The 21,991-nt window shown below is 48.4% G+C and carries 14 protein-coding genes; all 14 read right to left on the bottom strand.

Going from position 1 to position 21,991, the window contains the following annotated elements; genetic code table 11:
- Positions 1-22 precede the first annotated feature (22 nt).
- The 14 genes from QL234_RS07635 to QL234_RS07570 all read right to left on the bottom strand — a co-directional run bounded on the left by QL234_RS07635 (position 23) and on the right by QL234_RS07570 (position 21,988).
- Positions 23-4,327: a response regulator gene (locus tag QL234_RS07635; protein ID WP_281557234.1), complete on the bottom strand. Its 4,305-nt coding sequence runs from the start codon at positions 4,325-4,327 to the stop codon at positions 23-25.
- A 170-nt stretch (positions 4,328-4,497) separates the two neighbouring features.
- The gene (locus QL234_RS07630) at positions 4,498-7,101 is read right to left on the bottom strand and encodes an ATP-binding protein (protein WP_281557777.1); all 2,604 of its coding nucleotides are present in this window, start codon (positions 7,099-7,101) and stop codon (positions 4,498-4,500) included.
- Positions 7,102-7,106: 5 nt separating this feature from the next.
- Positions 7,107-8,270, bottom strand: a complete 1,164-nt coding sequence (locus QL234_RS07625; protein ID WP_281557233.1) for a response regulator — start codon at positions 8,268-8,270, stop codon at positions 7,107-7,109.
- 34 nt (positions 8,271-8,304) lie between these two features.
- Complete coding sequence (locus tag QL234_RS07620; RefSeq protein WP_281557232.1) at positions 8,305-9,243, bottom strand: diguanylate cyclase; 939 nt, start codon at positions 9,241-9,243, stop codon at positions 8,305-8,307.
- Positions 9,244-9,315: 72 nt separating this feature from the next.
- A complete protein-coding gene (locus QL234_RS07615; protein WP_281557231.1) occupies positions 9,316-11,049 on the bottom strand; it encodes a SpoIIE family protein phosphatase in 1,734 nt (577 codons plus the stop codon).
- A 3-nt stretch (positions 11,050-11,052) separates the two neighbouring features.
- The gene (locus QL234_RS07610) at positions 11,053-11,361 is read right to left on the bottom strand and encodes an STAS domain-containing protein (RefSeq protein WP_044834802.1); all 309 of its coding nucleotides are present in this window, start codon (positions 11,359-11,361) and stop codon (positions 11,053-11,055) included.
- Positions 11,362-11,418: 57 nt separating this feature from the next.
- Entirely contained in the window at positions 11,419-12,693 is a 1,275-nt protein-coding gene (locus QL234_RS07605; protein ID WP_281557230.1) for a methyl-accepting chemotaxis protein, read from the bottom strand.
- The gene (locus QL234_RS07600; RefSeq protein WP_281557229.1) at positions 12,680-13,768 is read right to left on the bottom strand and encodes a chemotaxis response regulator protein-glutamate methylesterase; all 1,089 of its coding nucleotides are present in this window, start codon (positions 13,766-13,768) and stop codon (positions 12,680-12,682) included. The genes QL234_RS07605 and QL234_RS07600 overlap by 14 nt, the downstream gene beginning before the upstream one ends.
- Before the next feature lie 51 nt (positions 13,769-13,819).
- Positions 13,820-14,482, bottom strand: coding sequence for a chemoreceptor glutamine deamidase CheD (cheD, locus tag QL234_RS07595; protein ID WP_281557776.1), 663 nt, complete (start codon positions 14,480-14,482; stop codon positions 13,820-13,822).
- A 2-nt stretch (positions 14,483-14,484) separates the two neighbouring features.
- Positions 14,485-15,360: a protein-glutamate O-methyltransferase CheR gene (locus QL234_RS07590; RefSeq protein ID WP_281557228.1), complete on the bottom strand. Its 876-nt coding sequence runs from the start codon at positions 15,358-15,360 to the stop codon at positions 14,485-14,487.
- Between the two features lie 3 nt (positions 15,361-15,363).
- Positions 15,364-18,717, bottom strand: a complete 3,354-nt coding sequence (locus tag QL234_RS07585) for a methyl-accepting chemotaxis protein (protein ID WP_281557227.1) — start codon at positions 18,715-18,717, stop codon at positions 15,364-15,366.
- A gap of 85 nt (positions 18,718-18,802) precedes the next feature.
- Positions 18,803-19,291, bottom strand: a complete 489-nt coding sequence (locus tag QL234_RS07580) for a chemotaxis protein CheW (protein ID WP_281557226.1) — start codon at positions 19,289-19,291, stop codon at positions 18,803-18,805.
- 73 nt (positions 19,292-19,364) lie between these two features.
- On the bottom strand, positions 19,365-19,889 hold the full coding sequence (locus QL234_RS07575; RefSeq protein WP_281557225.1) for a chemotaxis protein CheW: 525 nt from the start codon (positions 19,887-19,889) through the stop codon (positions 19,365-19,367).
- On the bottom strand, positions 19,889-21,988 hold the full coding sequence (locus tag QL234_RS07570; protein WP_281557224.1) for a chemotaxis protein CheA: 2,100 nt from the start codon (positions 21,986-21,988) through the stop codon (positions 19,889-19,891). The genes QL234_RS07575 and QL234_RS07570 overlap by 1 nt, the downstream gene beginning before the upstream one ends.
- Between the last annotated feature and the right edge of the window lie 3 nt (positions 21,989-21,991).

Here is a 21,991-nt window from a genome sequence, read left to right as displayed (position 1 = left end):
GTTTCCATCCCTTTGGCGCCGATCAATACTGATTAAGCACCGTCATAAATTTATCAAACTCGCTACTGAGCTGGGGCTGCATTTCGTTTAACTGGTTAATATCCCCGGCTTTGGCGACTTCTTCCATTTTCGCAACAATTTTTGATGAGCTGATGCCGCCGATATTTTTCATGGTGCCGTTCATTTTATGGGCGAATGCGGCGACGTCGGCAAAGTTTTTCTCGGCGATAGCCAGGTATAAGGACTCGATCACCTCGGGCATTTCCTCTAAAAACATATTCACCAGGGTGCGGGCAATTTCTTCGTTGTTACGGATGCGCTTCAAAAAGCCTTCCTTGTCCCAGATTTCATCCTGAGGCTCGTCTTTAAAGACACTGGGGCCCTGTTTCGCCGGAGCCGTTTCTTCCTGTACCGCTTTTTCCTGTGCAGTTTTCGCCGGCGTTTGCTGCTCGCCTTGCTCTTCTTCGGCCTGGGTTTGTGCGGCCATGATCCGGCTGGCGGTCAAATATTGATTGATGTCTAACTTCCTTTCTTCTTTAAGCCAGTAAATCAGCTTTTGCTCGATAATATCGCCGTCAATCGGTTTGGTGGTATAATCACTCATGCCCGCCGCTAAACATTTTTCCTTATCGCCTTTCATGGCATTGGCGGTCATGGCAATAACAGGCACATGTAAATAGGCTTCTCCGCCAGCCCCGTGACGAATTTTACGGGTGGCTTCATAACCGTCCATCTCAGGCATTTGACAATCCATAAAAATCACCTGATACAAACGATCACTTTTTGAAGCGTTGAGCTTGGCAATAGCTTCAAGGCCGTTATTGGCAACATCTGCCTGTATCCCCAGGTTGGCTAATATCCCCTGAACCACGGTTTGATTAATTTGGTTATCCTCTACCAGCAAGATACGGGCATCTGCTGTGATCTCTCCCTCGTTGGTATTGCGTTTGAGGCTTTGTAAATGGTGGGTGGTCACTAAAGGTTGCGCCACTTCCAGTGCTTCCTTACCTTCAACCACGACGGTGAGGGCATCAAATAAATCAGAGGTGGTGGCAGGTTTGGGAAAATAGGCGCAAAAGCCTAATTCGGCGAAATAACTGGCGTCTCCGCGCTCTCCCATAGAGGTCATCATGATCAGTTTAGTTTCACGGCTGTTGCTGTGGTTATGGATCTTGGCTCCCAAAGTGGCACCGTCCATGCCCGGCATCTGCATATCCAAAATGGCCACCCGGAAAAAGTTCGCCGGCGTCTGCTCCACCAGCGCCATTGCTTCATAACCGCTTTTTGCCTGGGTCACCTTAGCCCCCCATTGCTCCAACTGGGTTTTTAACACTTCCAGGTTGGTGCTGTTATCATCAACAATTAAAATCCTGGTGCCTTTGATATCGACAGTCGGCATCATGACTTTTTTCTGCTCGCAGGCCCTTACTCTGATATCAAAGCTAAAGGTACTGCCCTGTCCCAATTCACTCGATACCCGGATATCCCCATCCATTAACTGGCAAAGCTGTTTCACTATCGCCAGTCCCAGCCCGGTACCGCCATATTTTCGCGTGGTGGAAGAATCCACCTGGGTAAAGGAGTCAAACAGCTGGCCCACTTTATCCTTGGGAATACCGATCCCGGTATCTGTCACCGAACAATGCAGCATCAGCGACTGGTCTTGTTCCGGTTCGGCAATGGATGCCTTGATCACTATCTCCCCTTCGCTGGTAAATTTAATGGCATTCCCCACCAGGTTAGATAATATCTGGCGGATGCGCCCGGGATCCCCTTTGACCATGTAAAGGTCTAATCCCGAGACATCAAGAATAAGCTCGGTATTGTTTTCCTGGGAGCGTACCGCCATAGATTCGGCAAAATTACCGAGCAGGGTGCGCAGATCAAAATCAATGATCTCCAACTCAAGTTTACCGGCTTCGATTTTAGAGAAATCGAGAATATCATTGATCAGGGACAGCAGGGACTGGGCGCTGCTACTGGCCAGTTCGATATAATGTTGCTGCTGCTTGGACAATTCGGTATGTTCAAGCAGGCCCAACATGCCCAATACTCCGTTCATGGGGGTGCGGATCTCATGACTCATGCTGGCTAAAAATTCAGATTTCAAGCGCAAAGACTCTTCCGCCAGCTCCAGGGCCTCCTGTTTGAGATTTTGTAAGTTTTGCTGCTCGGAAACGTCGATATTGGTGCCCACCAGGCGGATAATGCCGCCATAACCATCAGACATGGCTTTGGCATGGACCTCGATATATTTGATCACTCCCCCGGGCAGCAAGATCCTGAAGGTAGTATTAAGGGCCTTGCCTGTCTCTACCGTCGCCGCCACCTTAGCTTCAACGGCGTCAAGGTCATCCGGGTGCATCCTGGATTTCCATAAATCGGCGGGATCAAGGCCGCAATTGGCTTCAACCCCGTATAAATGGTACATACGCTCATCCCAGGTCACCTTGCCGCTCAGGACATGATAATCCCAGACGCCAATGCCGGGAGCCGCCAGGGCAAAGTCCAACCGCCAGGCCAGCTCCTTGGTTTTTTTCAGCACCTGGACCCGCTCTTCTTCCATCAGTTTATTGGCGGTCACATCCCGGATCATGGCGGTATAAAGTTTACCTTCCCGGGTCATCACCTCCGTCAGTACCAGGTACATGGGAAAGTCATCACCATCGTGGCGAAGTCCCGTCAATTCCTCCCCCTTACCGCCGACGCAATTAATGCCCGAGCGCAGATAATCCAACACCGCATTGGCCCCTTGCCTGCCCTTGGTATCGAGCATCAACACCCTGATACTTTTCCCTTTAACTTCTTCTTCCTTATAACCGAACATTCTTTGGGCCGCCTGGTTTAAGGAAAGGATCTTACCTTCGGGGTTGATATTCACCACGGCATCGGCAATCGAGTCCAGCACCCCCTGCAAGCCCGCGGAAAAATCTTTTGCCTGGCTAAGCGCTTTTTCCTGGGCAAACAGCTGTTTGCTAAAAGTAGCAAATACCCGGGAGAGGCTACTGCTAAGCTCGCCAATTTCATCCCGTCTGCCACCGGGCAAATCCACCTTGGCGGCAATGTCATATCCTTGTATGCTTTCGGTCAGGGTCTGTAACGGCGCCAGCAGCTTGCGGGCACCATAAATCACGAGTCCAAGCACCAGCATAAGCCAGGCTAACATCAGGAAAAACCCCTGCTGCTGTATCCAGTTGACCACTACCTGGTAACCGTGATGGGGGGATCTGAGTAAGAAATTAAGATGCCCGGCAATGCCTAGATCAGCCAAAGGGATACGGCTGTAATAAGCCATGTCTGTTGTGACCTGGCTTTCGCCGCTTCCTGTGGCTAAAGTGAGCTGCCTTAATTTCTTAAAGAGCAGATGCTTATCCATCACCGTCTTTAGCTGGGGAAACTCATCCTGTAGCCGGTAACCATCCGGCCTGAAGCTTAATGAATCAGGGGACTGGGCATAATAGAGGTAATCACCGTCGGCATTGGCCAGATAAAAGTCCAAATCAGCCAGGGGACCGTCAACCAGTACTTGCATATAAGCATTAAAATCAAGCTCAAGTAAAATCAGCCCCTGCAAACCTTCTTTACCTCCGGCGCGGCCCAACACCAGAGATTGACTGTCGTACCTGGGCAAGATAACCTTCATAACCACTTTAGGAGGCCTGAGACCTTGCTTTTTTTGCTGCTTCAAGGCTATCTGGGAAAAATACGCCTGGCGTCCCTGAAAAACATCGGCCTCGGTTCCCTGATAAAACAACAGCTCATTGTCTGAGATAAAATTTAACCCTAAGGTTTGTAGCGGCAGCGTTGACTTAACGACTTTGTCTTTTTCACGTGTCAGGCTAATTTTCTCCGTGATCGCCTCCGCCACTTCAAAATAACTGATTTTATGATAAATGCGGCTGCGCATTAATAACACACGGAACATGTGCTCCATTTTGTCCGCTACGCCTGCGGTTAATTTTTTTGTCTCTGGTATTTCCGGATGCTGGCTTTTTTCTGGTAAGCTTTTTTCTTCCAGACCTTTTTCTGCCAAGGTAAGGCCGTTATCAAGCATCAGTACATCCGCACGGGCATTGTAATAAAAATCCCGTAAAACAGGGGTCACCAGCTGGCTGTGCTGCTCAAGTTCCTTTAACCTTTGCTCCTGCTGAAGCTGATTGGTTTGCTGATAGAGAAAGCCGCCAATACCGAGCAGGGCCAGCAGGCAAAATAACACCGCCGCCAAAACAATTTTAACCAGCAAAGATTGTATCCCATAGCGCTTTACACCGGAGAGCCCCTGCCCGCTATTTTGCCCGGCTATATCTGCGGCAACCGGTTTATTCATTTGCACCTCCACACCAGGCCCCGGGCTTGACCAGGGAAAGCAAGCTCACAGCCGGGCAGACGCCCTTAAGCGCCGTTACCGGGAACATTTCCTTCACTGTTGCCATTACCGTCATCCAAACTTGTCCTTTGTTATTGTGTCAATCCCCGGCCATCAAGTTACTTTCTTTGCTAACGCATCAAAAAATCCGCCAACTCTTTGGAATTAAATGGTTTTCTCAATACAGGATATTGCCATTTCCTGTCTTCATGGGTGATATAACCGCTGATAGAATAGATCTTGATCTCGGGAAATTTTGCTTTAACCAGGTTTACCGCTTCACGACCCGATAAATCCGGCATGATCATATCGGTAATAAAAATATCGTAATCCTGCCCGCTTGCCAGATGTGCCAGCAGGTCTTCCTTGTTATTGGCATAGGTGGTAAATGCCCCTTCACTTTCAAGATATAAGGCAATAAATTCGCTGATACTGACTTCGTCATCGAGGATCAGGACATTTTTATCTTTGATATTGAGCCCCGGCAGAAGTGCGGCATATTCCTGTACCTGTTCTTCCTCCAGCTGGCAATTGAAGATCAGGGTAAAGTGCGCCCCTCCGAGTTCGCATTTACCCTGCACCTGGATCTGGCCGTTATGCTTGTACATAGTGCTGTAGACATTGGCCAGGCCGATACCATTACCTTTGTTGATGGACTTGCTGCTGAAAAAGGGATCAAATATCCGGGAAATATTTTCCGGCGCTATGCCGGTGCCGCTGTCTTTAACATGAATTTCCAGGTGCTTTTCCTGATTTAAGACCACAGAGAGCTCAATTTGCCCCCCCTCCCCGGTTTCCTTGATGGCATCCTGGGCGTTTAAGACAATATTGAGCAAAATATTAATAAACTCCCCCTGCGGAAAGTGGATTAAACAATGCACGGGAGCAAAGGCAAAGCTTAACTCAATAGAGCTGGGCAACAACTGTTTAAACAGGTACTTGTTTTCCTTGATCTCACGAATCGGATCAAATTCCACCACTTTAACCGGCGGTTTACGGGTAAACGCCAATAAACGCTCGGTCACACTTTTTCCTTTATCTATGGCATTTTTCACCCGGTCAATATAACCGGATATCTCCCGCTCTCCCTGGGCATATTTTAACTCCAGCATTTCAATGGCCCCCAGGGCAACCCCCAGGACATTATTGATATCATGGGAGACATTGCCAAAAGTATTGCCCAGCAAGGCTAAACGGTTACTGATGATCTGCTGCTGCTCCTTACGAAAATTATCCGTGACATTTTCCACGATCCAGATATAGATCCCTTCCTGTGCTTCATAGGTCACGCACAAGTTAAAAACGCTATTGAACTTGTCAAAGCTGATATGATTTCTTTTGATCTGTCCTTTTAATTTCGTGGTCTTTTTCAGCGCCAGGTAGTCGGTAATACTAAAATTAATGTAATTAAACAGGGTCGATTTCTCACTGTCCCCCTGCGGCGACAAGTCCTGATAAACGACATTATCATTATCATCGATAAAAAATATCGGCACCTTGATGGTATAATTGACCATCGCAAGCAGCTTAAGCTTTTCAAATACTTCCTCGGTGCGGGTGATATCCCTGAACAAACCAAAGATAGAAATCACCTTGCCCTGCTGATCCAGCTCCACTTCCCCTATGGTTTCAATTTTTACCTTTTGCCCCGAAGGCCGCTTAATACAGGTTTTAAAATAAAAGCCCTTGGCGCTGCTTACCGCCGTTAGCAGATGTTTTTTCAACAATTCCCGCTGCGACGGCACAAAAAAGTGTGCACTTTCTTCAATGCTTGGCCGGTAGTTCGAGGGGCGGATGCCAAAAATTTTAAACACGCCGCTGGACCAGAAAAACTTCTCATCGTCGGGGCTAAAGCGCCAGTGCCCGCAAATACTCAAGTGCTCTACCAGGCCCAAATAACGCTCTTGCTCTTGCCCCGGACTGAGCAAAAACTGCGTTTTGCTGACATCCTTCATCATCCCCACCAAATGGCACACTTGCTGCCCTTTATTTTGCCGGGACTGGCTTTGCCGGACTTTCGCCTGGATATTGACCCACTTTTCCTGGCCGCTATTATCCACCAGCTTAAGACTGAAGTTGACCTTAGTGCGTTTGCCTGAAGTCGCCTGCGCCAACTGTTGGTTAAATAAGCTGACATCGGCTTTATTGATATGTTTTTCCCAAAAAGAAACAGGTCCGCTAAAAGCACGATTTTCATAACCGAGCAACGCCATAAAGCGGGAAGAATAATAAACCTCTTCTTTATCCCCTTGCCATTCCCAGTACGCCTGTTCACTTTCCTGTGGGTTATTGTCCGCCAACGCAGCGCCTCCGCCTCCGCCTCCGCCTCCGCCTCTGGGAGTCAGAAAAACAAAGACCTGGCTGTCAATGGTTTGAGCGCGCAACTCCATCAAGTGTTTTTGTCCGTCTTTTGCCAACAAGGCTAAATGGGCGGGGCCGGCCTTTTCCTCTCCCGGTGCTCTGCTGTGCTGCAAAGGCTTCTCCCGGGAGTTACCTGAGCGCTTGATGCTGCCATTTTCATCGCCGCTACCTTCCCTTGTCCCGCCAGTACCTGCTGCCCCGGGCAATTTATGCTCCGGGTAAGCCGGCAGTAATACCTGCACCGCCATCCCCAGTAATTCATGGTCCCGGTAGCCGCTCAAGGCCACCAAGGCATCGTTAACCGAGACAATGTCAAAGGCGCTTCCCAGCACAAATGCCGGTAAGGGGATATCCTTAAGCGCAAGGCTGGGCACGGACTTCAAAATAACTCATCCTCTTCATCAAGTTCACAGGAAAGCTGCTGGCCGGTATTGAGCGCTTGCAGTTTATCGACACTGGCCAGCGCCACATCCAATAACTGACTGACTTCCAAAAAGTTAATATCATCCTGGGTATGTTTTTTCAGGGCGCTGTGTACCAGGCTGGTCAAATAACTTTCCTGCTCTTCATTTAAGTCCAGGACATGGAAACTCATACCGATGTTTTGTACGATTTCCGACATCACCTCCTGCTGGTGAAGTTTTGAAATGCCCAGCATTTTCTTGGTTTTAAAAACCGCTTCCTGGATCTGTTGTTCCACCTGCTGTAAAGAATGTTTGTAGGTAATAAATTCCATTCTCGCGCCGATACACTCGATCACCGATGCCAGGGCATCAATATAAATATCGGTATCGATATGGCCTTCTTCGAGGTTGAGGATCAAAATAGAGACCAGGCTATGGTTAAAAATGGTTCGGGGACCAAAGCGATATAAGCGGGGTTTGGCTTTTAAAATCTCCATCACTTCCACTTCAACCGGCGAACAGCAGCCTTTTTGCGAATGATAAAAAATAGCGCTTTCATTTAACGGATAAAACGCCAGGCAGCCATGTAAGTTCATATTGTAAAAATAATGAAACACTTCATCGCGGATCTTTTCATAACTGTCGCAATGGTTAAGACGGGAGCTTAGCTGCATACAGGCGCCATATTTAGAGGCCTGTGCCATGGAAATATTGATGACATTATCTTTAGAGTGCAGCTCGGCTTCAAAGTCTTTGATCTTATGCTGGTAGGCAATGAGCTTTTTAAGTTTATTGGCTAACGCCAGCAAAGAGATGGGTTTGCAAAGAAAATCATCGGCGCCGCACTCTAATCCGGCTAATATAGCCTCTTCCGTTGCCATGCCCGAATAAAGCACAAACGATCTGACCGAGGTCCCGCCCCGGGTTTGCTGCTTTATCCAGACGGAGCCTTTTGCCTCTTTGAGATGTTCATCCACCAAAGCGATATCAAAAGGCGCTAAATCACTGATCATCATTTCCGCCATGGAAAAATTATGGGCGCATTTCACCACAAAATCCCCTTCAAGGGCTTCGGTTAATAACTCCAGATATTCTCTGTCATCATCAATAATTAATACCTTAGGTTGTGACATAGCCATTTTACTTCCTGTGAGTTATGAATGAGATCCGCGTTCATTTATCCAAACACCATACTGTCGTCGTTTTCTGAAACAACACACATTGCATACGGCCAAGGCGTTTTGCCTGATACAGAGCCTGATCCGCCTGCTCTATCAGCGCCCGGGGGTCTTTTGCCCCCAGCGTGCTGTTAGATATGCCGATACTGACGGTTACCCTGGGGGCAACATCAGAATATTCATGCACTATCTCCGCCTGATTTAGCGCCGCTATAATGTTCCGGCCCCGATTTCTTGCCTGTGACAGCGAAGTCGAAGGTAGCAGCATGATAAATTCTTCGCCGCCATACCTGGCGATCAGCTCGGCGCCTTTAAGTAAAGTTGCCCCCAGTACCGAAGCCACCTGCTGCAGGCATTGATCTCCCCGGGGATGGCCATAGTTATCGTTATAGGCCTTAAAAAAATCGATATCGAGCATCAGCAAGGATAACTCCCCCCTTTGCCGGATATTTTTTTGCCACATCGCATCCAGCTCTTGCTCCAGTCCCCTGCGGTTGAGCACATTCGTTAACGGGTCGATACAACTGAGCATTTCCAGTTTTTTATTGGCTTCGTCCAGCTGCTGCTTCATTTTGGCAATACGCGCCATCGCCAAAATTTTTGCATTTAAGATCTCTTCTTTCACCGGTTTGGTCAGATAATCATCGCCACCGGCTTCGATGCCTTCGGCCAGATAACGGGCACTGTCATTGGCGCTGAGAAAAATAATCGGGATCCATTGGCTAAATTCCTTTCTCACCATACGGGTCAGGGTCAGGCCGTCCACCTCAGGCATTTCAATATCCATTAAAATAACATCGATAACCTGGCGTCTTAATTTCTCCAGCGCAGCTACATGGCCGTCAACAACGATAGGCTGATGATCATTGGCCAGCACCATGGCCCCGATCACATCCCGGATACACTTATTGTCATCAACCACCAATATGTTCATCGTTTTTTAATAAACCCCAATAGATGCTTTAAATTCAATAGCCGGTGAAATCTCCCCGCAGCCACTCAGGCATTACTTCGCCCAGACATAAGTGGCCTGCACCTTATTGCCACCGTCCAGATATTCAAGCTTTTCACACAGTTGATGCACCAGATCTATACCACGGCCACATAACATGACCTTGTCCGCTTGTTTAAGCTTGAGGCGGTGTTCATAAAAGGCCGCCAGGTCAAACCCCGCACCATCATCGGCTATGGTGATGATCATCTTGCCGCCACTTTGCAACGGGTGATAACTCAAGCTGATATCTATCATGCCGCTACTTAAATTCTTCAGCCTCGACTCCCTGACCATAAAATAATGGGCAAAACCGGCCGCCGAGTTTTTCAGATCGGAATTTAACCTTAAAATGCCGTGATCCAGGGCATTGACATAAAGCTCGGTTAAAATACTGTACATGTTATTCCAGTGCTCGCCGTTTCCTTCTATTTCCTGGATTTGTCCCATCGCCATAGGCACAGGATTTACCAGCGCCAGGCGCTGGCCGGTGAGCTTCAATTGCCATTTCCAGCTTGGCTCGGACTCCAGATATAAATCATGCATTTCACTGATGGCAATACTTTGGGCAGCCTCATCCGGTGCCGGCGCTTGCTCCCAGCCATGACAGGGAATATCTATCAGGGAAAGATCATCTTCCTGCGGCCTGCCCTGACAAAACTCATCAACGGCATCAAAGACCTTGCCGGGAATATCTCCGTGGTAAAAGCCTTGTTTGGCGGCAAATTCAAAGCGCCGGGTACCATACATTTCCCCCTGGTGGTTTCTCGCCTCCAGGATACCGTCACTGATCAGTACCACCCTGTCGTTGCTTGCGACACTAAAGACCTGCAGTTGGGCCTGCGGCAAGAGATTTGGCATCACCCCTAAAGGAATATGGTTAGAGGTGATTTTATGCTTGATTTTTCCTTCGTGGTTGAAGATATAGGTATCCGGCAACCCGGCATTAAACACATAGGCAGAACGCTCATGGCTGGAAATACTGACGCAACAAACACAGCAAAATAAATCCACCGGCAATAACTCATATAACTGCCGGTTGATCTGCTCAATGATTTCCAGCAGGGAAAACCCCTTTTTTGTCATCACCCTGAAGGTTTCAGCCAGGGGAATAGCGCCGATAGACGAGCGCAGGCCGTGACCGGTAAAATCCCCCAGCAACACGTTAACATTGCCTCCGGGGCATAACGCCGTTAACTGGATATCACCGCTAAACAGAGCCGCTGCCTGCTTGATAATGCCGATGCGGTCAAGGGCAAAATTTCTCGCCTCGATCACCCCGGACATAATTTGCTCTGCCAGCTCGGCATCTTGCTGCTGCTCTTGCTGCAAGTTTTTCACCTGGCTATACAAATTACTGATCCGCTGAATGGATTTGATCTTGGCTTTAAACACCTCCGGAGAAAATGGCCGGGTCAAAATCCCATCACCGCCGGCTTCAATACTGTCGACAAAAGCCTGATCCGAGTCCATGCTGGTGATAAAGATCAAAGGGGCCAAGCTGTTCGGCGACAAGCTTTTAATACGTTTTGCCGCTTCATAACCGTCCATCACCGGCATATTGATATCCATCAACACCAGATCCGGTAAATGCTCAATATATAAAGCTACCCCCCTGGCGCCGTCATTGCCGGTTAACACCCGATAACCTTCCTCCATGAGCAGGTTTTTTAATATCATACACTGCATCTCGGAGTCATCGACTACCAGGGCAAGTTTGGCATCCGGGTTTTCAACCATGGCATTCATGCTTTACAGCTCTATGGTCAACAGGCGATGAAACTGGGCAATCTCAAGGATTTTATTCACGGTTTCATTGGGCTTATTAATGATCACCTTGCCGGAGATTTTATCCGCATGATCTTTAAGCAATAAAATCATGCCCAGCGCAGAGCTGTCCATATAACTGGTTTTATCCAGTTTGAGGGTAAAAGTCGTGCCGTTAGTATCGCAATCGGCATACGATTCCCTGAATTTTTGGTGTAACGAAAAATCGAACCTATCCTCAATCGCGATAGAAACATTTTGATTATCTGCTGAAACAATTTTTTCAATCGACATAAAAACTCCCTGCCTTACCTTACTTACCTGACTTACCTAACAAAAAAGTTAGCGCTGTTAAAATAAATCAATGGCCCCTTCCTCCATTGATGCCTGTTCGACGGTGCGGTGCTTGTCTGCAGATTTCGTTTGCTCAAATACCTGCTGACAACATAACTGTAATTTCTTTAACTGGCTGTCAATATTATGCTCAGCCGAGTGCTCTACTTGAGTCATTTCCCCGGCAATGGCTTGTAAACGCCCCAGATTATCACCGACGGAATCGAGGATCTGGTGGGTTAAATCTTCAAACTGCAAAGAGCGTATACCGACAGAGACTCTTTCATTGAGCTTAGGGGAGAGCGACGCCAGTTCATCGACTGTGTCATGGGTTTGCTGGCTGACACTTTCTGCCTGCACCATCATGTCCTTGACCCTGTCCTTGGCTTCCAGGGTTGAGCTCATATCGGCAGAGGCAATCACTTCAACCGACCCCCTGAGTTTGCCGATAATGCCCTGGACCTGATTAATCGACTGGCGAATATTGTTGTTTAATTCACTGGAGTTAAGGGAAAGCGCCCTGACCTCATTGGCAACAACGGCAAAGCCCCTGCCGGCTTCACCGGCACGCGCCGCTTCGATGGCGGCATTTAGCGCCAGCAAATTGGTCTGACTTGCCAGGTTCTCCACCTGGCCGAGAAAATTAAACACCTGCTCAAACTGCTTAGCCATTTCATCGATAAAGTACATGGTTTCCAGGCTCTGCTTACTGGTTTTTACTATCACCTCGACAAAATCATCCAGCACCTGACATGAATTATCAATAAAGGCCTCAAAAACATTGACCTGACCGCCATCGGGGTCATGCTTACAGTCGACGATTTCATTAAACAAGCGCTGCTGTTCATCACTGATTTCCTGCAAGCCCTTAAAACTGCCGGAGACCCCGGAAATAGCGTCACTGAGCACGCTACTGGTACGCCTGACTTCGTTGCCTATGATCTCTACTTCCTGCGACAGGGATTTATTCAGATCCGCCAACACCGACTGTATCCTTAGCTGCTGGCTCGGCTGCTGATTTACCTGTTTAGCCGTTTGCCCCCCGATATCCTGCCGTTCACCTGCGGTTTTCATCCCCTGGCCAAGCGATTCGGGCGATAACACTTTTTGCAGCAAACTGTTACGCAATGTCAGAGCAAACAGGGCTAACAAACTGATTAACAATAAAATATCAAGAAAGATCTGTTCGATAAAAAAAATATTGAGCAAAGCGAGTACCACGCCAAAAATCCCGACAACGGATAAAGACAGGGTAGAAAACGGTACTTGAGGTAATAACTTATTCACTGACATTTAATACCTCCTTCATCTGACCGCGTTTAAGCGCAGCAAAATCAAGTAAGGTAGCGGCGATGTCCCCCAGCGGATATTGCTCGGTATGGGCATTAAGGGCATACGCTTTTCCCGGCATACCCCATACCAAACTGCTCGCCTGATTTTGGATCAAGGTCCTCGCCCCTTGCTGTTTTAAATTTAACATGCCACGGGCACCATCCTGCCCCATACCGGTGAGCAACACCGCCTGGACATTGCCGGCAACAGGCAACAGGGAGTCAAACAAAACATCCACCGCCGGCTTATGCCGGTTGACTTCGGGAGAGTCTTCAAGCAAACAAAATAAAACCCCGCCTCTTTGCTCTATTTTCAGATGTTTATCCCCCGGCGCAATATAGACATTGCCCGGATGCACTTTCTGTCCATGGCGGGCTTCCTGTACCGCCATTGGACAACAGGCATTGAGGCGGCTGGCAAAACGCGCACTGAAGGTCACGGGAATATGCTGGGTGATCACCACGGCAGGGGATGTTGGCGGCAGACGCATCAAAATACTTTTAATGGCTTCCGTACCTCCGGTAGAAGCCCCGATGGCAATCAGGTGATTTCGGCGTCCACTGCCGGCAAAAGGCAGCTCCCGAAGATCTTGCTTTACCGTTAAACTCTTACTCAGTTTCAGGTTTTTTAAATTAATACCTGCCGCATCTTTAAGTTTGGTTACCAGGGTTTTCCTGAAACTATCCTGCTCTGCCATTAACGCCTCGGCATCGGGCTTAGTGATGTAATCTACCGCGCCGGTTTCCAGGGCAGCTAACGTGGTATCGGCCCCTTTGGTGGTCAGGGTCGATAACATCACCACAGGCATAGGGCGCAGCCGCATCAGATTGGCAAGAAAAGTCAAGCCATCCATTTTCGGCATTTCCACATCCAGGGTTAAGACATCGGGATTGAGTTGCTTGATTTTCTCCCGGGCATCATAGGGATCTTCAGCTTCCCCGACCACCTCAATCTCACTCTCCCGTGCCAATATCGAGGTGAGGATATTGCGTATCGTAATTGAATCATCCACTACTAACACTTTGATCTTGTTCATTTAGTAATGTCCTTTACTAAAATGCTCAATGCCGGTTTGTTTACCCGGGCACTAAAACAGTTCAATATCTCCACCCACTGCCTGGTGGTCGATTTTATATTTATAGTCTCTTTCCCGGCGCACTATGGTATCGTTATGTAAATTATCCAGACGTTTCATATAAGCCTTACCCGTACCCGGCTCAAAAATGACTTTGCGCGGATAACCCCCCCCGAGATCGGCATTATCGATGCGGATATTTTCATCCTTGAGATAACCCAGGACAAAATCAATATTACTTTGCCCGACATCCGACATTTGCTTTAACACCTTACCGCCGCCAAAGACCTTGGCGCGAAAGTTACACCTTCGCCCGCCATGCCTTAAAATTTTGTTGATCAAATGCTCCATCGCATAATTGCCATAGCGGGTGGCATCACCGATTCGCTTTCTTTGTCCCCAATCGACCTCCGCCGCTTCCTTTTGGGTATGGGGCAGCATAAAGTGATTCATGCCCCCCACCCCGGTGCGCATATCCCAGATACAGGCCGCAATACAAGAGCCTAAGGTGGTCGCGATGGCAATATTTTCCGTGGTGATGTAAAACTCACCGGGTAATATTTTCGCTACCACCATTTGCCTTTGTCGATCCCAATAATGATTAATATGGGTGAATTCTGGCAAACATTTATGTAAACATTCCTCTACTTCCACTCTCGCCGCACTCGCCACAATCACTACACCACTTGAGCCTGTTCTGATAACGCGGGTTTACGAAAAATAGTGCGACCGACATTGTCAAAATCACTTTGATACGAGCCTAAATTTTCGCTATGACCGAGGATCAATAAGCCCCCGGGTTTTAAATAGTCGTAATAACGGGCAAATAAGTCTTGCTGGGTATCCTTATCAAAATAAATAATGACGTTACGGCAAAAAATCACATCAAAAAGCCCTTTCATCGGCCATTGATGCAATAAGTTCAGCTGCTTAAAGGTAATAAGTTTCGACAGGCATTGGGCCACCCTGACCTTGCCCGAGTTTTCTCTTGTGCCTTGTTTAAAATATTGCCCTTTGATGTCACTGCTCAGATCGTCGAGCTTATCCTTGGCGTATATCCCCTGTTTTGCTTTGGCCAAGACATTACTGTCGATATCGGTGGCCAGTATCTTCACGTCCCATTGCGACAACAGCCCTTGCATTGCCTGGATTAAGGTGATGGCGATGCTATAGGGCTCTTCACCGGTAGAGCATGCCGACGACCAGATGCGCATGTGCTTTTCATGGCCGCCGTTTCGGATCAGCGCCGGCAGTTCATGCTGGCGCAGGTAATCAAAATGATGCTGTTCGCGAAAAAAACTGGTCAGGTTTGTGGTAATGGCATTAATAAAATAATTTTGCTCCTGCAAAGGGTTTTGCTGCAATAAATGGCAATACTCGCTAAAAGAAGATAACCGGCGCTCCCGGATAATGCGAGAAAAGCGCCGGTAGACCATTTCCCGTTTACCTTCACTCAGCACTATGCCGGCATGCTCATGCACATACCGGCAAATAAAAGCAAATTCTTGCTGATTTAGTGTTAATGCATTATCACGTGGTTCATCGCACAACATATATTAGAACTCTTCCCACTCTTTATCGGTTTGTGTCACCGGGCGCTGCCTGTGCCGGGTGTCCGGTTTCACTACGGCTTTTGCCGGAGGCTTTCTTACCACTTCCCCAACACGGCTTCTGCCGACATCCGCACTTGGTTGTTCACCGTTATTAAAGAAATCGACCTGTTCGAGTAATGATTGCGCCTGCTCTTCCATCGCCTTACTCGAGGCGGTCGCTTCTTCCACCAGTGCGGCATTTTGCTGGGTCATTTCATCCATCTGACTCACCGCTGCACTGACTTCACCGATACCGGCACTCTGCTCTTTACCGGCACTGTCGATATCGCCGATCATATTGCTGACTTCTTCGATGGCGGTCACCAACTCGGTAAAGGTCTGCCCGGTTTCGTCCACCAGTTTAGTGCCCTGGCCCACCGCCTCAACACTGTCATTGATCAGGCCTTTAATTTCCTTGGCGGCGCCGGCAGAGCGCTGCGCCAGGTTACGCACTTCGGCGGCGACCACGGCAAAACCGCGTCCCTGCTCACCGGCGCGAGCCGCTTCAACCGCGGCATTAAGGGCCAGCAAGTTGGTCTGGAAAGCAATCTCATCAATAACACTGATAATATCGGCAATTTTTTTACTGGATTTATTGATATCACTCATGGCTTCGATGGCATTTTTCACCACAGCACCGCCGTTACTGGCTTTTGCCATCACCGAGCCCGAGAGCTTACTGGCCTCTGTGCTATTTTCAGCATTTTGCTGTACCGTGCTGGTGAGCTCTTCCATCGCCGAAGCGGTTTCTTCCAGGCTCGATGCCTGGGATTCGGTGCGGTGACTTAATTCATTATTACCGGCGGCAATCTCCCGCGCGGCCTCAAACACACTGGTGGAGGCATTGCGGATTTCATCTACCATCTTGCTCAGGTTTTCAATCGAGCCGTTCATGGCATTGGCCAGCGCCAGGAATTCTCCCTGGTATTCACCGTCCATGGCATTGGTGAGATCGCCGTTGGCCAGCGCCTGAGCTACATCTATGGCATCGGTGACAGGCTCGACGATGGCATTCATCAAGTTATTGATGTTATCGCCGAGGGCTTTCATAAAGCCTTCGTAGGCATCGGTGTCGATGCGCCGGTCCAGCTCACCGTTAATGGCAGCACTGATCAAGCCTTCTACCTGGTTTTGCGCATCTTTTTGTTCGGTTAAATCCAGCCACTGTACTGCCGTGCCCAAATGGTTATTTTCACTATCGAGCAAAGCTATACCGGTCAGGGAGAAGGTTAGCCCCGCGACGGTTATTTCTGTGGCATATGGCAGGTTTGCCGGATTCGCCAACAAGTTTTTCTGGTGCGCCGGATTTTTATGGAAAGTATCGAAGTTAGTGCCGATCAGGGTATCGACATTAAAGGAAGGCAACACGCTGCGTAGCTGGCTTTCCCTACGTTTTAACATGGCGGTCACCGCGGGATTGGCATAGACGATATTGCCGTCTATATCTGCCATCATCAAATTGGTGGTCATGCCTTCCACCGCAGAAGTCAGGCGACCAACCTGCACGGCATTTTGCCGAGCCGCCGTGACATCCTGCCATTCAAGGGAATTACCGATATAATCGCCGTCGCTATTGATAATCGCGGTGACATTAAGTTCAAACTTTAGATCTTCTATGGTGATGGTTGTGGTATAAGGTAAATTATTGATATCACCAAGTAACTTACGCTGATGTGCCGGATTGGCATGAAAGCCGTCGATATTGGCGCCGATCAGCGCATCGGCATCCGCTTTAAAACCCGGCCACTTTTTCGCAAAAGTGGCTTCATGCTGCTTTAATAATCTCAGGGTCGCCTCATTGGCATAGGTGATGGTAAAGTCCCGGTCGATCATGATACAGGCGGTGCCGCTTTGGTCCACGGCGCCTTGCAGTTGCACCGCTTTATTTTTCTGGGCCAAAGCCTCTGTTACATCCTGCCATTCCAGTGAATTGCCGATATAATTGCCGCCATTATCGAGGATAGCGGTGACATTAAGCTCAAACTTTAAATCTTCTATGGTGATAGTTGTTTGATAGGGTAAGTTGTTGACATCACCCAGTAACTTACGTTGGTGCGCCGGATTGGTATGAAAGCCGTCGATATTACTGCCGATCAGGGCATCGGCATCCGCTTTGAAGCCCGGCCATTTTTTCGCAAAAGTCGCTTCATGTTGTTTTAATAACCTGATGGTGGCGTCATTGGCATAAGTGATAGTAAAGTCCCGGTCGATCATGATACAGGCGGTACCGCTTTGATCAACCGCCCCCTGCAGTTGCACGGCTTTAGAGCGCCGGGCCAGGATCTGGGTAATATCGCACCACTCCAATAAGTTACCTATATACACCCCTTTGCCGTCTTCAATGGCGGTGACATTAAGCTCAAACGTTAACTCACCAATCTCAATTTCAGTTTGATAGGGTAAATTGCTGATATCGTTAAGCAACTGACACTGATGCTCGGCCCGGGACAAAAAGCCATCAATACAGGAGCCGATGACATCATATTTATCGGCTTTAAAGCCCGGCCACTTTTGGGCAAAAACCTGTTCGTGCCGGCTCAATAAATCCAGTGTCGCCTGATTGGCATAGGTGATGATAAAGTCCCGGTCAATCATAACAATAGCGGTAGTTGACTGCTCCAGCGCGCCTTGCAGGCGTTCCGCCAGTTCTTCGGTTTCGTTGGTTTGGCTGTCCATGGCTGGCTCTTTATGCTGAGTTGATTTAGAAGATTGCGCAGATTTCTTTGCAGAAGAAGTCGCCTTCCTCTTGGGCTTAGTGGTTTTCGCTTTTCCCGTATTAACCGTTTTTCGCTCTTTCACGGCGGTAGTCGCTGAGCTGTCCCCGGCAGATTCAGCACTATTGGCCGCTTTCACCCTCTGCCTGTCCGCTGCGGCTTCCACCTCTGCTAATTCTTGCGCTTCTTGTGCTTTTAAGGCCTCGGCCGCGGCTATCATGGTCGAAGACAGGGTTTGGTACACCTCAATCCAGGCTTTCTTTACCGCCGGGGTAAACTCATCTCCAAGGCCTGTGGCAAGTGTTGTTAATAAGGCCTCGCCAACCAGGTCATAATGCCGGGGCTCAACACCGTAAGCTAAATGGCGCTGACCTAGTTTTTGTACCGCCGGCAGCAACTTATCCGGCTTATCAAGTAATTTAATCGCGCTGTCGAGCATCGCCATTAATTTCCCTCCCTGTTCAGAAATATCATTTTTAAACAAGGATTTAAGAGTAGGCGATAATTCAAACAAGGTTTGATAAAAAAGATCTGCCGCCTTAGGGGCCATAGGTAGTACTTTTTTCCAGCTCTGCCGGACTAAAGTCATCTGTTTGGGAGTCATAACCTGTATTCCTTACACATTAATGATTACGGTAAGCTCTGTCCTTACTGTACGACTTCACCAGCATTTATTATTTTATTTACGCTTAACCTGCAACCGGGCCAAGCACTACCTTTTCAGTACAATATAATTCTTCATGATCAAGCAAGGCTTTCGAGTCCAATAAAATAATCAATTTGTCATCTATTGATGCCAGCCCCTTTAAAAAACAATTATCAACCACCTGACCAAAGGACGGTGCCGGACGGATCGCCCGGCTGTTAAATTTATACACTTCAGAAACGGCATCTACGACAATCCCCACCACCATAGGGTTTTGCTTGTCATGATTACTTAAAATGATGGTGACTGTCTGATCATTATATTCCAGCGGCTCCTTACCAAAGCGCAGGCGTAAATCTATGATGGGAATAATGACACCGCGTAAATTAATGACCCCTTTAATATAAGCGGGTTTATTAGGCAGCTGGGTTAATGCACTCCATACCCGGATTTCCTGGACACATAAAATATCAACGCCAAACTCTTCCCCATGCAGCACAAAGGTCAGATATTCTTGCTCTTTTTCCATCATGACATGTCCTTTATCAAATTGCGTTTATGTCAATACCGGCTCATCTGTGCCTACCGACAAGATACAATACTTTTTAGTTCAGCTGGTGCGGCTCCAGTGCCTGTAATGACTGGACATTAAGCAAAGTCACCACATTATCCCCGACATTTACCAGCCCCTCGACATAATGCTGGGGCACACAACCGCCAAAGGCCGGTGCCTTTTTAATATCGCTTTCATCGGCGTTTAATACATCCGAAACCGCATCGACAACAAAACCTATGGTGCGGGACTGCTGTTCGGATTCCAGGGTCAGGACGATCACTACCGTCACTTCGGTATAGCTGGGCTGGCCGATATTAAACTTCAGCCTTAAATCCAAAATGGGGACAATAATGCCGCGCATATTGATCACCCCTTTAACATATTCCGGTGAATTGGGAATTTTTGTCGGCGGCTCCCAACTCCTGATTTCTTCCACGCATAAGATATCCACGGCATATTGTTCCTGCTCCAGGATAAAGGTCAGATATTGCTCACCACTGGTAATAAAATCTATGCCTTCGATATCGTTATCACCTACCCGGGGAACATCCTGGGCCAGCTCTTGTATATTCATTACACCGTTTCTCCTGCCAGGACGTTAGCGGAATAATGCTGTGCCTGGTTTTTTTGCGCGCTTTTCATAGCCAGCTGGATCATGCCCGGTATATCCAATATCATGGCGACCGAACCATCCCCGAGTATGGTTGCTCCCGAGATCCCGTCCACCTGCTGATAATTATCTTTAAGGCTTTTGATCACCACTTGCTGCTGCGCCAACAAATCATCCACCATTAACCCCACCTTTTGTCCGTCGGCTTCGACCACCACCAGTAGTGAATTTTCAACTTCTGTGGTATCGGCGGGTAAACTGAACAATTGATAAATCGGTAATACCGGAACATTGTCTTCCCTGAGGCGATATAACAGCATGTCACCGGAAACCCGGTTAATCAGCTCGGCTTTTGCCTGTAAGGACTCCACGATAGCGATAAGCGGGATCACATAAATTTCACTGCCTACCCTGACCAGCTGGCCGTCGAGTATCGCCAGGGTTAACGGCAGGTTGACCCTGAAGGTCGAACCTTTATCCTGCTCAGATTCTATCTGGATCCTTCCCCCCAGCGACTGGATATTCTTTTTCACCACATCCATGCCAACGCCGCGTCCGGAAATATCGCTAAGCTCCTTGGCGGTTGAAAATCCCGGCTCAAAGATCAAATCAAAGATCTGGCTTTCACTCAGGTTGCTGCTTGCTTCCACCAGGCCTTTATCTATCGCTTTATTGAGCACAACCTCTTTATTGATGCCGCCGCCGTCATCCTTGATTTCGATAACGATGTTGCCGCCTAAATGATAGGCATCGAGTTTTATCGTCCCTTGCTCCGGCTTGCCCTTGGCCTTGCGGATCTCCGCCGGCTCTATGCCGTGATCTACGGCATTGCGCACCAGATGCACCAGGGGATCGCCGATTTGTTCCATCACGGTTTTATCCAGTTCGGTTTGCTCGCCATTAATAACAAGTTCTATCGCTTTACCGGTTTTTTTCGATAAATCATGCACCAGACGTGGAAAGCGGTTAAAGGCAAAGCTGATAGGCAACATCCTGATACGCATCACACTTTCCTGTAGCTCTTTGGTATTTTGCAACAGTTGTTCAAGGCCGGAGGTTAAACGTTCAAGCTTGGAAAGCTCAAAGTCATTGCCTAACTCGGATAACATTGACTGGGTGATCACTAACTCCCCGACCAGATTGATCAGGTTATCCACCTTATCGACCCCGACCCGAATGGAGCCGGCATCTTGCTTATTTTTAACCTGGGCCTTCTCCGGCTTTTTCTCCGGACTTTTATCTGCAGCAGCTATGGTTGTCGGTTCGGCAAGTTCTTCTGCGGTGACTTGCTCACCGCTTGTGGTTACGTCAGGAGGAGAGTTGCAACTCTCCTTATCTTGTTTTCCTTGCCCGCTTAACTGGGCCAGTTCTAACTGGCATTCATCTTCCACCCACTCGAACACTTCCCGGATCTCAGCTTCACTCGCCGCCGAGGTTAATACCAGGTGCCAACTCAAATATAACTCTTGCGGATCCATATCCGACAGGGACGGCAGTTCACTGGCCTGGGCGCTGAGCTCAAGCGGCCCCAGATCTGCCAAGGCATTAAAGAGCAATAAGGGATCATTGCCGGTTTTCACCAAATGATGGCCAGGTATAAAACTGATCTGCCATTGCACCGCATCCGGTTCAGCTTCCCCTTCTGATTCGGGCGTATTTTCGGCGCCGGGTAAACTTGCTCCCTGTGACAGGCTCTTTGACAAGGCCTGTGAGGTTTGCGCCACCTTGGCTTCATCATAACCGGATTGATCCCGGGCGGACTCTATCAGCAGGCGTATACAGTCAACCGACTCAAGTAATAATTCTATGTCTGCTGAGGCGATTACCCGGCGGCCATCGCGCATTTCATCCAATAAAGTTTCCACCAGATGGGTAAATTCGGTGACTTTATCAAAACCGAAAGTTCCGGCACCTCCCTTGATTGAATGCGCTGCCCGAAAAATGCTGTGGATGGTTTCATTATCATCCACCTCAAGTGACAACAGGCTGGACTCCATTAACGCCAATCCCTCAAAGCTTTCTTCAAGGAAAGTCGGAATAAATTGTGACAGGTCGACACTCATAAT

Source organism: Thalassomonas sp. RHCl1 (assembly GCF_947387555.1).
GTDB lineage: Bacteria > Pseudomonadota > Gammaproteobacteria > Enterobacterales > Alteromonadaceae > Thalassomonas.
Note: the sequence above shows the minus strand (reverse complement) of the source record. Positions and strands in the feature narration are given on the sequence as shown.

Bases quoted from the DNA above. Each gene is read 5' to 3' on its own strand.
- QL234_RS07600 (WP_281557229.1), bottom strand. From the start codon at position 13,768: ATGAACAAGATCAAAGTGTTAGTAGTGGATGATTCAATTACGATACGC.
- QL234_RS07570 (WP_281557224.1), bottom strand. From the start codon at position 21,988: ATGAGTGTCGACCTGTCACAATTTATTCCGACTTTCCTTGAAGAAAGC.
- QL234_RS07575 (WP_281557225.1), bottom strand. From the start codon at position 19,889: ATGAATATACAAGAGCTGGCCCAGGATGTTCCCCGGGTAGGTGATAAC.
- QL234_RS07590 (WP_281557228.1), bottom strand. From the start codon at position 15,360: ATGTTGTGCGATGAACCACGTGATAATGCATTAACACTAAATCAGCAA.
- QL234_RS07580 (WP_281557226.1), bottom strand. From the start codon at position 19,291: ATGATGGAAAAAGAGCAAGAATATCTGACCTTTGTGCTGCATGGGGAA.
- QL234_RS07620 (WP_281557232.1), bottom strand. From the start codon at position 9,243: ATGAACATATTGGTGGTTGATGACAATAAGTGTATCCGGGATGTGATC.
- QL234_RS07625 (WP_281557233.1), bottom strand. From the start codon at position 8,270: ATGGCTATGTCACAACCTAAGGTATTAATTATTGATGATGACAGAGAA.
- QL234_RS07610 (WP_044834802.1), bottom strand. From the start codon at position 11,361: ATGTCGATTGAAAAAATTGTTTCAGCAGATAATCAAAATGTTTCTATC.
- QL234_RS07615 (WP_281557231.1), bottom strand. From the start codon at position 11,049: ATGAATGCCATGGTTGAAAACCCGGATGCCAAACTTGCCCTGGTAGTC.
- QL234_RS07635 (WP_281557234.1), bottom strand. From the start codon at position 4,327: ATGAATAAACCGGTTGCCGCAGATATAGCCGGGCAAAATAGCGGGCAG.
- QL234_RS07585 (WP_281557227.1), bottom strand. From the start codon at position 18,717: ATGACTCCCAAACAGATGACTTTAGTCCGGCAGAGCTGGAAAAAAGTA.
- QL234_RS07605 (WP_281557230.1), bottom strand. From the start codon at position 12,693: ATGTCAGTGAATAAGTTATTACCTCAAGTACCGTTTTCTACCCTGTCT.